The following is a 12,569-nucleotide window of genomic DNA, read 5'->3' on the forward strand; positions in this document are numbered from 1 at the left end:
CACCCTCCCTCGCCGCCGACGACGACGGCATCACGTACGTCACGCCGCTGGTGCGCCGCCTCGCTCAGCAGCAGGGCGTCGACCTCGCCTCGGTGAAGGGCACCGGCGTCGGCGGCCGCATCCGCAAGGAGGACGTGCTGAAGGCGGCTGAAGCCGCATCGGCTCCGGCCGCTCCCGCGGCGGCGCCCGCCCCGGCACCGCTCGAGGTGTCGCCGCTGCGCGGCACGACGCAGCCCATGTCGCGCCTGCGCAAGGTGCTCGCCCAGCGTGCTGTCGAGTCGATGCAGTCGACCGCGCAGCTGACGAGCGTCGTCGAGGTCGACGTCACGAAGCTCGCGACGTTCCGCGACAAGGTGAAGAACGACTTCCTCGCCAAGACGGGCGACAAGCTTTCGTTCCTGCCGTTCTTCGCCCTGGCTGCTGCCGAGGCGCTGCAGGCGTACCCCGTCGTGAACTCGACCGTGGACGGCGACCAGATCGTCTACCCGGCGAGCGAGAACCTGTCGATCGCGGTCGACACCGAGCGGGGACTGCTGACCCCGGTGCTCCGCGATGCGGCGTCGAAGAACCTGGCGCAGATCGCGCATGAGATCGCCGACCTCGCGGCCCGCACGCGCGAGAACAAGCTGAAGCCGGACGAGCTGGCGGGCGGCACCTTCACGCTGACCAACACCGGCTCGCGTGGTGCCCTGTTCGACACGCCCGTGGTGTTCCTGCCGCAGACGGCCATCCTGGGAACCGGTGTGGTCGTCAAGCGACCCGGCATCGTGACGGTCGAAGGCAAGGACGCGATCTCGGTCCGTTCGTACGTGTACCTCGCGCTGTCGTACGACCACCGCGTCATCGATGGTGCGGACGCCGCGCGCTTCCTCGGCGCGGTGAAGTCGCGTCTCGAGGCTGCGGCGTTCGAGGGGCAGCTCGGGATCTGACCCGAGGCCCCCTCACTGCTCAGGCTGCTGCGCGACGTCCGAGACGTCGCGCAGCAGCCATTTCTCGTCTCGGCGCAGGATCACGACCATCTGCGAGGGGCTGGCGCCGTCGACGGCGTCCACGCGGAGTACCGCGATGTCGCCGAAGTCGTCCAGGAGCGTGAGGGTCCGCTCGGCGGCGGGCAGGTCGACCATCCCTCCGGGCAGCGACGCCGCATCGACGACCACTGACGCCAGGCAGTCGGTGGCGGTCCCGCACGCGAGACGCGCGTCGAGCAGGGCTCCTGCGACCTGAGCGAGATCGGCGGGTGCCCCGGCATCGGTCGGCGCGTCGTCCGGAGCGGCGGACGCGTCATCGCTCGCGCGGTCCGCGCCACTCGGCGTCGGCGCCACGACGTCGACGGGATCCTCCGTCGCGACACCGCTGGCCGTCGGCCACAGTGCACCGCCGGCCAGCACCGCCGCGGCGACGGCGCCGCCGACGAGCCAGGGAGCTCTCCGGTGGGCAGGCTTCCCGACGCGTTCCTCACGGCGCAGCCGGCGCCACACCGCCGTCGTCGCGCGTGACACGGTGTCGGCGAGGTCGTTGTCGACCCCCGCGACGAGGCTCTGCCACATCGAGGGCGGAGCCTGCTCGGCGTCCTGGATCGCGACACCCGCGCGAGCGGGCTCCCGCTGGCGCACGCCACCCTCGACCGCACTGCGCGGCCTGAGGCTCACCGTACTGAGCGGCTCGGGAGCAGCGATCGCGAACAGGGCTTCCTCGGCGGCCTCCAGTTCGCGGACCGACAAGCGCTCAGCCGTGACCGCGTTCACGGCCGTTCTCCACGTCCGCTGGGCGCTCGCATCCACCGCCACGCGCTCGAGCGCCGCCGCAGCCGCCTCCCGCGCCGGGCGGGGTGAGGACTCGGTCGCCAGCACCGGGCGGCCCGCGTCGTCGAGCCACCAGTCCCCCGTCGTCTCGGGGGACCCGGCGATCTGCGCGCATCCCCGCAGCACGCTCACTCCGAGCGTCACCGCTTCGCCGGGGCTGAGCGGCATCCGCGCCGCGCGCCGGCCCACGAACTCCTCGAGCCGCTCCACGCAGACCGGAAGCACCACGTCGTGTCCGTCCGGTCGCCGGGAGATGTCGAGCGGAGCGAGCACGTGGCCGTCGGGTGCGGCATCCCATCCGGTCCACTCCGGGCCCAGGACGTCGGCATCCACCATGACGCACGCGCCGCCGGTCGCGGTGTGCACCAGAACACCCGGCCACGGTCCGTCGTCGCGGGCACGTACCGTGCGGATCTCACGGTACGGGGCGCCGAGCAGGCCTTCGACGGTGGTCATGGCGACAGTCTGCGCAGCGCGATCAGCGCTCGGCGCGCGGAAGGACGCGTTCTGTGGACGGCCGCCTGGAGCGCGCGACTGGGGAGGAGCCGAGGAGGACGCCGCGAAAAGGTAGGCTGAAAGGTATGTCCGCGCGCAGTTCCGCCCCCGAGAAGGGCCCGGGATTCTTCTCCCAGATCCGCACCCTCTACACCTTCACCCAGAAGGAGTTCCGCTGGCTGCCGTACCTGCTGGCCGGCATCCTCCTCCTCGGCACCGCCGCAGGTGTGGGCATCGGGTTCGCGATCCCGCCGGTCGCCGTGTGGAGCATCATCCTGTGGGGTGTCACCGGCCTCATGCTGGGCGTCCTGGCGTCGATGATGACCATGACCCGTCTGTCCACCCGTGCGATGTACAAGAAGATCGACGGGATGCCGGGAGCCACCGGGCACGTCATGTCGACGTCGCTCGGACGCAAGTGGCAGGCCAGCGAGATGCCGGTGGGGATCAACCCCAAGACGCAGGAGGCCGTCTACCGCGCGATCGGTCGTGGCGGCGTCGTGATCGTGGGCGAGGGCGCCCGTGGCCGACTCACGCGCCTCGTCAACGACGAGCGCTCCAAGGTGCAGCGCGTCGCCTCGGGTGTGCCCGTGACCGTGCTGTACATCGGCCACGGCGAGGGCGAGGTGCCGATCTCGAAGCTCTCGTCGACCATCAAGGCGCTTCCCACGAAGATCGATCGCGCCACGATGGCCGCCGTCATCAAGCGTGTCGAGTCGGTCTCGCAGTCCCTGACGTCACTGCCCATCCCGAAGGGCATCGATCCCACGAAGGTGCGCGCTCCGCGACCGCGCTGAGCACAGGAGCCAGACACAGATCGGCCCGGCGCGCGCCGGGCCGATCGTCATGAGCGGATGAGCACCGTTCCGGCGGCCTTGTCGTGCAGGCCGCGCTGGTCGGCATCCCAGATGACGGCCGGGATCGCGAGCACGAGCAGGGCCGTGCGGATCACGGGCCGCCAGAGGCCGACCCACGCGCCGTCGACGCGCACGAGCCGCAAGCCGAAGATGCGGTGACCGGGGCTTCCCTGCAGCGTCGGCAGGAAGACGATCTGGATCGCGGCGAAGATCGCGAGGATCGCGAGCGGGTCCCACCCGAAGAATCCCGAGATGAGATACGCGGCGCCGTAGTCGACGAAGAGCGCGCCCACTCGGCGGCCGAGCCGGCCGATCGATCCGGTGCCCTCTCGGGGCAGTCCGAGTCGTTCGCCGGGGTAGTCCTGGGTGCTCTGCGTCACTTCCCCAGCGTATACAGGTCGTCGTAACATCCCGGAAACACAAGTGATACTGCCGGGCAATCCCCTGCGGGTAGCTTGCCAGCAAGCCCGGCCCGCACGGGCGGATCCGAATGCCCTACCTCTGGAGTCTTCATGTTCAAAGATTCATCCGAGGTGCTGAAGTTCATCAAGGACGAGGACGTCAAGTTCCTCGACATCCGTTTCACGGACCTTCCTGGCGTGCAGCAGCACTTCAACATCCCGGCCTCCACCGTTGACGAAGAGTTCTTCACGGTCGGCCAGCTGTTCGACGGCTCCTCCATCCGAGGATTCGCGAACATCCACGAATCGGACATGCAGCTGATCCCCGACGTGTCGACGGCCTACCTCGACCCGTTCCGCGAGGCGAAGACCCTCGTCATGGTGTTCGACATCTACAACCCCCGCAACGGCGAGATCTACGCGAAGGACCCGCGTCAGGTCGCCAAGAAGGCGGAGAAGTACCTCGCCTCGACCGGCATCGCCGACACCGCGTTCTTCGCTCCCGAGGCGGAGTTCTACATCTTCGACGACGTCCGCTACGAGGTGAAGCAGAACTCGAGCTTCTACTCCGTCGACTCCGAAGAGGGCGCCTGGAACTCGGGCCGCACCGAAGAGGGCGGCAACCTTGCCAACAAGACCCCGTACAAGGGCGGCTACTTCCCTGTCTCGCCGGTCGACAAGACGGCGGACCTCCGCGACGACATCAGCCTCCGCCTCATCGAGTCGGGTCTGCTCCTCGAGCGCGCGCACCACGAGGTGGGCACCGGTGGCCAGCAGGAGATCAACTACCGCTTCGACACCATGGTGCACGCGGCCGACGACATCCTGAAGTTCAAGTACATCGTCAAGAACGTCGCCAACGAGTGGGGCAAGGTCGCGACCTTCATGCCCAAGCCGCTGTTCGGCGACAACGGCTCGGGCATGCACACGCACCAGTCGCTGTGGCTCGAGGGCAAGCCCCTCTTCTACGACGAGAAGGGCTACGCACAGCTCTCCGATCTGGCGCGCTGGTACATCGGCGGCATCCTGGCCCACGCGCCGGCGCTGCTCGCGTTCACCAACCCGACGCTGAACTCGTACAAGCGCCTCGTCAAGGGTTACGAGGCCCCGGTCAACCTGGTCTACTCGGCCGGCAACCGCTCGGCCGCCATCCGCATCCCGATCACGGGCTCCAACCCGAAGGCCAAGCGCATCGAGTTCCGCGCGCCGGACGCCTCGGGCAACCCGTACCTCGCCTTCGCCGCGCAGCTGATGGCGGGTCTCGACGGCATCCAGAACCGCATCGAGCCGCACGAGCCGGTCGACAAGGACCTGTACGAGCTTCCCCCCGAGGAGGCGAAGAACATCCCGCAGGTGCCGAACTCGCTGCTCGACTCGCTGGACGCGCTCCGCGCCGACCACGAGTTCCTGCTGAAGGGCGGCGTGTTCACGCCCGAGCTGATCGAGACGTGGATCGAGTACAAGATCGAGAACGAGATCCAGCCGCTCAACGCACGTCCGCACCCGTTCGAGTACGAGCTGTACTTCGGGGTCTGACACCCGTATCACCACGACTCCTCCGGACTCCCCGCTCAGGGAGTTCGGAGGAGTTCTGGTTTCTTCCCGTGGCGGTCGGTTCGCCCAGCCCGGCCGATCAGCCCCTCTTACGAGCCGTCGTCTCGCCTTCTCTTCTCGGCCAGCCGCACGACCTGCCACTCGTGCACCTCTGGCAGCCAGTCGAGCGGGGCGGATACGCCTACGCGCTCATCGTCCGGCGCACGACCTTCGCGCAGAGCCTCGGCATACGCCCGGTCCTGCTCGATCCGCCGTCGGATCTCCCCCGCCGTCCCGACGGAGCCGTGGCCGGGGACGACCGTCTCCACGTCGTCGGCGACGCCCTCGAACAGCCGCAGCGCCGCCAGATAGTCGCCGAGCGGGTCGGCAGCCTCCAGATCGAGGAACGGCATCAGGATGTCGGACAGCATGTCACCCGCGACGAGAACGTGTGAGTCTTCGACCAGCAGCGCGGCGTGCCCGGGGGCGTGGGCCCGGTGCTCGATGATCCGCACGCGGGGACCGTCCCAGGGGATCTCCACGGCGTCGGCGGGCAACCCGGTGATGAGGCCGAACAGCTCCATTGGGATCTCATCCTCATACTCGGGCGGCATCGCACCGGCCAGCTGGTCCTTCCAGTCCGCCTGCACGAGCAGGTCCTGCATCACCGCCGCGCAGCGGGCTGTGCCGTAACGCGCTGCTTCGCCGAGAGCGGGATGCCACAGCACGTGGTCCCAGTCGGGATGCGTCGCGAAGCCCGCCACGACGTGCTGATCCATCGCGCGGATGTCGCCGGCAAGATCCGCCAGCTCCGCTCTCGTGATGCCGGGGTCGACGACCAGCACGCCGTCCTCGCCCTGGACGACGACGGAATTGCTCTTGATGAAGTCGCTCGTGTGGACGAACACCCCGTCAGCGATCTCGGTGAGCATGAGATATCTCCCGCCCGTCGTCTCAGACCTGGCGCTACAGGTCGCCGTGGGTTCCTTCGTGGTCCGATTCTGCCCTGACGACGTCGGGCGCGGTGGCAGGACGCCAGCGCAGGTACGCGCTGTTCAGCCGTAGAAGAGCTTCTCGAAGACGCGGCGGGCACGCCGCGTGGTCCCGAGATAGTCCTCCTCGACCTGCGTGGCCGAGCGCGGCGGGTATTCGAGCAGCCGGCCGATGCCGTCGAGCTTGCTGCGGTCGACGGGGAGCACATCGCTGGTCTGACCCGAGAGGAGCGTGTTGGCCGATCGCAGCCGGCTGGCGAGGCGCCAGGCGGAGGCGAGCCGGTCGGCGGCGGCCGCGGAGATGAATCCGGCGCGCTCCGCCGCGCGGAGCGCGCCCAGCGTCGACGTCGTCTGCATCTCGGGCACGGCGTGCGCGTGCTGCAGCTGGAGCAGCTGCACGAGCCACTCGACGTCGCTCAGCGACCCCGGGCCCAGCTTGAGGTGCCGGGACGGATCCACGCCCTGCGGCAGTCGCTCGCTCTCGACGCGTGCCTTGATCCGCTTGATCTCCCGCGTGGCCGCCACGTCCACCCGTTCGGGGTAACGGACCTGATCGGCGAGCTGCATGAAGTCGTCGATGAGCTTCACACTGCCTGCCACGCCCCGGGCGCGCAGGAGGGCCTGCGCCTCCCACGACAGCGCCCATCGGCGGTAGTACTCGGCGTACGCGTCGAGCGAGCGCGCGAGGGGGCCGTTGCGCCCCTCGGGGCGGAGATCCGCGTCGAGCTCGAGCGGCACCCGGTGGTCCTCCGAGTAGGTGCGCAGCGCGGCGACGAGCTTCAGGGCCAGCTCGCTCGCGCGCTGCGGATCGACGCCGTTCGGGCGGTAGACGTACATGACGTCGGCGTCGGAGCCGAAGCCGAGCTCGGCGCCGCCGAAACGTCCCATCGCGATGACGGAGAAATCGAGTGCCGCGTCTTCCGGCGGGACGATCTCGCGGCGCACGGCTCGCAGCGTCGCCTGGATCGTCACGTCGGTGATCGTGGTGAGCGCCGCTGCGACCTCCTCGATCGTGACGCTGCCGAGGATGGCCCCCATCGCGATCCGCAGCTGCTCGCGCCGACGCAGCGCACGTACCGCGCGCATGGCTTCGGTGATCGTGTCGTGCCGCGTCTGGATGGCGCGCGCCTCCTGCTGCAGGGCACGTCCGGAGCGCGGACGAAGGAGCTCCGGGTCGTCGAGCCACGCGGCCGACTCGGGGATCCACTCGATGAGCTCGCCGACGTACCGCGAGCCCGACAGAACGCGGGAGAGGCTCTCGGCGGCCCCCGAGGAGTCGCGCAGCATGCGCAGGAACCAATGCGTGTCGCCCAGGCGCTCGCTCAGCCGGCGGAACGCCAGCAGCCCGTAGTCGGGGTCGACCCCGTCGGCGAACCACCGGATCATGACGGGCATGAGGTGGCGCTGGATGGTGGCCTTGCGGCTGAGCCCGCTGGTCAGTGCGGCGATGTGGCGGAGCGCGCCGGCGGGGTCGGAGAATCCGATCGCCGCGAGGCGGTCGTGCGCCTGCGCCGTCGACAGCACGCGCTCGTCCGCGGGCAGGGCGGCCACCGCCGACAGCAGCGGGCGGTAGAAGAGGCGGACGTGGATGTCGCGCACCTCGCGCTTGACCGACTCCCACAGGTTCCAGATGCCCTCGCCGGTGTCCGCGAGCCCGGTCGCGCGGGCGAGCACACGACGCTCCTCCGGTCGCGAGGGCATGAGGTGCGTGCGGCGCAGCTGGCGCAGCTGCACGCGGTGCTCGAGGAGCCGCAGCACCCGATAGTCCCGTGAGAACGCAGACGCCTCGGCACGGCCGATGTAGCCCTCCGCCACGAGCGCGTCCAGCGCCTCGAGCGTGCCGCGCTGGCGGATCCGGTCGTCGGACAGCCCGTGGACGAGCTGCAGGAGCTGGACGGTGAACTCGATGTCGCGGATGCCGCCCGGTCCGAGCTTGAGCTGGTACGGCACGTCGGCCGCGGGGATGTGCTCGGTGACGCGCTCGCGCATCCGCTGCACGCTGTCGACGAAGTTCTCACGGGCGGCGCTGGTCCAGATCTTGGGCTGGACCGCTGCGGTGTAGGCCCTGCCGAGCTCCTCGTCGCCGGCGATCGGACGCGCCTTGAGCAGCGCCTGGAACTCCCAGCTCTTCGCCCAGCGGTCGTAGTACGCCAGATGCGAGTCGAGCGTGCGCACGAGTGCGCCCTGCTTGCCCTCGGGGCGGAGGTTGGCGTCGACCTCCCACAGCGGCGGCTCGATCTCGACGCCCGAGATGCCGCGCATCGTCTGGACCGCGAGGCGGGTCGCGATGTCGACGATGCGGCTCTCGCCGAACTGCTCGAGGGCGTCGTCGTCCCCGCCTGCCACGAAGATCACGTCGACGTCGCTGACGTAGTTCAGCTCGCGCGCCCCGGTCTTGCCCATCCCGATGATGGCGAGCTCGGTGCGGGCGACCTGGTCGCGCGGGAAGAGGCCGGCGCCGACCGCGCCGCCCGACACGCGGGTGCGGGCGACCGCGAGGGACGCCTCGAGCGCCGCGCCCGCGGCATCCGCGAGCCGTGCCGACACCGCCGCGATCTCGTCGACGGGCGAGGCGCTCAGCAGGTCATACGCCGCGATCCGCGCGAGCATGCGGCGGTAGCGCACGCGCAGCGCGACCCACGCGCTCTCGCCTCCGTCCGCGGCGAATCCGTCGACCGCACCGACAGAGTCGAGCAGCTCCGCGCGGAGCTCCTCCGGGGTGGGCAGCCGCTCCCCCGCCCCGGCCAGCTGATCGACCTCAGACGGATGCCGGAAGAAGAACTCCCCGAAGCCGGTCGACGCACCCAGCAGTGCCCAGAGGGCCCGCCACGCGCCCGGTCGCGAACGTGCGCGCTGCACCGGTGCGGCATCCCGCCGCGCCAGGCGCGTCAACGCCTGCAGCGCCTCGTCGGGGTCCGCCGCCCCGCCGGCGCCGTCCAGCAGCTCGTCGCGGGGCGCATCCACCAGCTCCGAGAGCTCGGCCAGGAGCGCCTCGGCATCGGTGAGTCGGCCGAAGCCCAGGCGAGCGAGTGGGGTCAGAGAACCCGGTCGCTCGCTCGCGGACATGCGTCAGCCGGTCTCAGAGCATCTCGAGGTTGCTCTTGAGCTCGAACGCCGTCACCTGCGAGCGGTACTCCTGCCACTCGCGGCGCTTGTTGAGGAGCACGTAGTTGAAGACCTGCTCGCCGAGGGTCTCGGCGACGAGCTCGGACTCCTCCATGTACTCCAGCGCGTGGTCGAGGCTGGCGGGCAGCGGCGCGTAGCCCAGCGCACGGCGCTCGGCATCCGTCAGCGACCAGACGTTGTCCTCGGCCTCGGCGGGCAGCTCGTACTCCTCTTCGATGCCCTTGAGCCCTGCGGCGAGCATGAGCGCGAACGAGAGGTACGGGTTCGCCGCCGAGTCGAGGGCGCGGTACTCGACGCGCGAGGACTGGCCCTTGTTCGGCTTGTACAGGGGAACCCGCACCAGCGCCGAGCGGTTGTTGTGACCCCAGCAGATGAAGCTGGGAGCCTCGTCGCCGCCCCAGAGGCGCTTGTACGAGTTGACGAACTGGTTCGTCACGGCCGAGATCTCGTTGGCGTGACGCAGCAGACCGGCGATGAACTGGCGGCCGACCTTGGAGAGCTGGTACTGGGCGCCCTCCTCGTAGAAGGCGTTGACGTCGCCCTCGAACAGCGACATGTGCGTGTGCATGCCGCTGCCGGGCTTGCCGGTCATCGGCTTCGGCATGAACGTCGCGTACACGCCCTGCTCGATTGCGACCTCTTTGATCACGGTGCGGAACGTCATGATGTTGTCGGCCGTGGTGAGCGCGTCCGCGTAGCGGAGGTCGATCTCGTTCTGACCCGGGCCGCCCTCGTGGTGGCTGAACTCGACCGAGATGCCGAGGTCTTCGAGCATGCGCACCGAGCGCCGGCGGAAGTCGTGGGCGGTGCCGCCGGGGACGTTGTCGAAGTACCCTGCGGAGTCGACCGGCTCGGGGCCCTCGGTCCCGAAGGACGAGGACTTCAGGAGGTAGAACTCGATCTCTGGGTGCGTGTAGAACGTGAAGCCGGCGTCGGCCGCCTTCGCCAGCGTCCGCTTGAGGACGTGACGCGGATCGGCGACGGCCGGCTGCCCGTCGGGCGTGGTGATGTCGCAGAACATCCGCGCGGTCGGGTCGATCTCGCCCCGCCAGGGCAGGATCTGGAACGTGGTCGGGTCGGGGTGCGCCAGCAGATCGGACTCGTAGGACCGGGTCAGCCCTTCGATCGCGGAGCCGTCGAACCCGAGACCCTCGCTGAAGGCTCCCTCGACCTCTGCGGGTGCGATGGCCACGGACTTCAACGTGCCGATCACGTCTGTGAACCACAGCCGTACGAACTTCACGCCTCGTTCTTCGATGGTCCTCAGAACGAAGTCACGCTGCTTGTCCATCGCGTCCTCTCCGGTGCCGGATCCGCCCGACTTGTCTGTCTGACCGCGGTCGAAGCCAGACTACTGGTCGTCGCCGGGCTCTCCGGACACCGTGTCGGTACCCCAGGAGTCCTCGCGGGCCTCTTCGGCCGCCCACGCGCGGGAGCGTTCGCGGATCACCTCGGGCGCCTTCGCGGCCTCCTCCGGAGTGTCGAACGGTCCGGCGCGATCGGGCGCGGGCGACTCGAAGCCCTTCTCGACCGCTCCGGTCTTGAGGTTGTACCAGTACTTCTCGCTGTCGTTGGACATCACGCCCTCCTCGGATCGCGGGCCTGCTCGCCGCCAGCACGATCCTACTGACGCCGGGGCGCTCCGCAGGGGCCGTGTCGGCGTGGCTAGGCTGTCGGCATGGCATCTGACGCGGCACGCGCCGTCGGCGTGGACATCGGCGGCACCGGCATCAAGGCGGGCATCGTGGACCTCGAGCGGGGCGAGCTGATCAGCGACCGCGTCAAGGTCGCGACCCCCGAAGGGGCCCACCCGCCGGACGTGCTCGCTGCGGTCACCGAGGTCCTCGCGACGCTCGGCGTCGCCGACGACCAGTCGGTCCCGCTCGGCGTCGCCTTCCCCGCGATCGTCAAGAACGGCCGCACGCTGTCGGCCGCCAACGTCTCGGACCAGTGGATCGACTTCGAGGCCGAGAAGTTCTTCGAGGACGGTCTGGGTCGCGATATCCACTTCGCCAACGATGCGGATGTCGCAGGCGTGGCGGAGGTGCGCTACGGGGCCGCGAAGGACCAGGCGGGGCTCACGATCCTCACCACGCTCGGCACCGGGATCGGCTCCGCGTTGCTCTACAACGGCGTCCTCGTCCCGAACTCCGAGCTCGGGCACGTGCAGCGTGCCCGCCACGGCAAGGATGCCGAGGCGTACGCGGCGTACTCCGCGATGGAGCGGCACGAGCTCACCTGGGAGCAGTGGGCGAAGCGGCTGCAGTGGTACTACGGCCACATCGAGTTCCTGTTCAGCCCCGACCTCTTCGTCGTCGGCGGCGGCGTCTCGAAGCACGCCGACAAGTTCCTGCACCTGCTCGAGCTCAAGACGCCCATCGTCCCGGCGGTGCACCGCAACAACGCGGGCATCATCGGCGCGGCCGCGCTCGCGGGCCGACCGGTCGTCTGAGGTCACGCTCGCGCGTCGCCGCTGCCAAGGCGGTTCGGCGGAGAGGGCGAATGGGCCGGCCTGTACGCCGGGTTCTGTCCGGGGGCGTGAGCCCCGTGGACGGTCATCTCTCTCGGCGACACGTTGCCGTGCCGCTCCAGCGGCCTACCCGGGGACTCGGCGGGCCGCGTCATCATCCCCTGTCTGGCCTTGCTCCGGGCGAGGTTTGCCGTGCGGGTCGTGTCACCACGACCCCGGTGGTCTCTTACACCACCCTTTCACCCTTACCGGGACCGAGGTCCCGGCGGTCTGCTCTCTGTGGCACTGTCTCGCGGATCGCTCCGGGTGGGTGTTACCCACCGCCCTGCCCTGCGGAGCCCGGACGTTCCTCGGCGCGCGGCGGCGAACCGCCCGCGACGCGACCGTCCAGCCGACCCATTCGCCCCGCGAGTCTATCGCCGCCGGCTGGGCCGGCGCTCCTCGTCAGTCCTTGAGCGCGGTCTCGGCGATGTGCACGTCGAGCCGGAAGTCGACCGGGAAGCTGCCGAAGAGCAGGCGGCCCGCGGATGCCGCGGCATCGGTGACGGCCTGGGCGGCGGCATCCGCGTGCTCCGCAGGGGTGTGCACGATCACCTCGTCGTGGAGGAAGAACGCGAGGTGCGGCTGCCGCGCGAGCGCCGGGCCCGAGCGGGGCGCGGCGTGCTCGGGCGAGACCGGAGGAAGCGCCGCGAGGCGTCCGCGGAGATCGGCGAGCCATGCGAGCGCCCACTCGGCGGCGGTCCCCTGCACGACGAAGTTGCGGGTGAACCGGCCACGATCGCGAGCCCACCGCCGCGCGCGCGTCTCTTCCGCACGGGACGCCTCCGCCTCGGTGGCGCGGGACTGCGCGGCCGACCATTCGCGCGAGGGAGCCGGGGACGTGCGTCCGAGCC

Annotated in this window: 10 protein-coding genes, 1 other RNA gene and 1 pseudogene; 4 read left to right on the top strand and 8 right to left on the bottom strand. The window is 69.9% G+C overall.

The genetic code is table 11. The annotated features are described in order from the left end of the window. On the top strand, window positions 1-929 hold a 929-nt coding region (locus tag VIP82_RS09195), incomplete at its 5' end, for a 2-oxo acid dehydrogenase subunit E2 (protein ID WP_331907834.1). A gap of 12 nt (window positions 930-941) precedes the next feature. Here the strand turns inward: VIP82_RS09195 and VIP82_RS09200 are convergent. Next, on the bottom strand, window positions 942-2,258 hold the full coding sequence (locus tag VIP82_RS09200; protein WP_331907836.1) for a hypothetical protein: 1,317 nt from the start codon (window positions 2,256-2,258) through the stop codon (window positions 942-944). 125 nt (window positions 2,259-2,383) lie between these two features. Here VIP82_RS09200 and VIP82_RS09205 point away from each other — a divergent pair, with 125 nt between their 5' ends. Next, a complete protein-coding gene (locus tag VIP82_RS09205; RefSeq protein WP_331907838.1) occupies window positions 2,384-3,094 on the top strand; it encodes a DUF4191 domain-containing protein in 711 nt (236 codons plus the stop codon). A gap of 47 nt (window positions 3,095-3,141) precedes the next feature. Here VIP82_RS09205 and VIP82_RS09210 read toward each other — a convergent pair whose 3' ends face one another. Next, a complete protein-coding gene (locus tag VIP82_RS09210) occupies window positions 3,142-3,534 on the bottom strand; it encodes an RDD family protein (RefSeq protein WP_308867207.1) in 393 nt (130 codons plus the stop codon). Between the two features lie 132 nt (window positions 3,535-3,666). On the opposite strand from VIP82_RS09210, the gene glnA (VIP82_RS09215) reads away from it, so the two are divergent. Further along, window positions 3,667-5,091 (top strand): type I glutamate--ammonia ligase, encoded by a 1,425-nt coding sequence (gene glnA / locus VIP82_RS09215; RefSeq protein ID WP_308867206.1) that lies wholly within the window; start codon window positions 3,667-3,669, stop codon window positions 5,089-5,091. Between the two features lie 107 nt (window positions 5,092-5,198). Here the strand turns inward: glnA (VIP82_RS09215) and VIP82_RS09220 are convergent, their stop codons facing one another. From VIP82_RS09220 to VIP82_RS09235, 4 genes are all read right to left on the bottom strand, one after another. Beyond that, window positions 5,199-6,020: an MBL fold metallo-hydrolase gene (locus VIP82_RS09220; RefSeq protein WP_331907840.1), complete on the bottom strand. Its 822-nt coding sequence runs from the start codon at window positions 6,018-6,020 to the stop codon at window positions 5,199-5,201. A 123-nt stretch (window positions 6,021-6,143) separates the two neighbouring features. Next, window positions 6,144-9,146, bottom strand: coding sequence for a bifunctional [glutamine synthetase] adenylyltransferase/[glutamine synthetase]-adenylyl-L-tyrosine phosphorylase (locus tag VIP82_RS09225; RefSeq protein ID WP_331907842.1), 3,003 nt, complete (start codon window positions 9,144-9,146; stop codon window positions 6,144-6,146). 13 nt (window positions 9,147-9,159) lie between these two features. After that, window positions 9,160-10,497: a type I glutamate--ammonia ligase gene (gene glnA, locus VIP82_RS09230; protein WP_308867204.1), complete on the bottom strand. Its 1,338-nt coding sequence runs from the start codon at window positions 10,495-10,497 to the stop codon at window positions 9,160-9,162. Window positions 10,498-10,557: 60 nt separating this feature from the next. Beyond that, window positions 10,558-10,785: an SPOR domain-containing protein gene (locus VIP82_RS09235; RefSeq protein WP_308867203.1), complete on the bottom strand. Its 228-nt coding sequence runs from the start codon at window positions 10,783-10,785 to the stop codon at window positions 10,558-10,560. Window positions 10,786-10,884: 99 nt separating this feature from the next. Between VIP82_RS09235 and ppgK the strand changes: the two genes are divergently transcribed. Continuing rightward, entirely contained in the window at window positions 10,885-11,658 is a 774-nt protein-coding gene (gene ppgK / locus VIP82_RS09240; RefSeq protein WP_331907844.1) for a polyphosphate--glucose phosphotransferase, read from the top strand. A gap of 47 nt (window positions 11,659-11,705) precedes the next feature. On the opposite strand, the gene rnpB is transcribed toward ppgK, so the two are convergent. Together rnpB and VIP82_RS09250 are read right to left on the bottom strand one after the other, a co-directional pair. Beyond that, window positions 11,706-12,075: RNase P RNA component class A (gene rnpB / locus VIP82_RS09245), an RNA gene on the bottom strand. Between the two features lie 45 nt (window positions 12,076-12,120). Beyond that, window positions 12,121-12,569 (bottom strand): annotated as a pseudogene (locus VIP82_RS09250) (bifunctional 3'-5' exonuclease/DNA polymerase); the annotation flags it as partial.

Source organism: Microbacterium sp., assembly GCF_036566905.1.
Classification (GTDB): domain Bacteria; phylum Actinomycetota; class Actinomycetes; order Actinomycetales; family Microbacteriaceae; genus Microbacterium.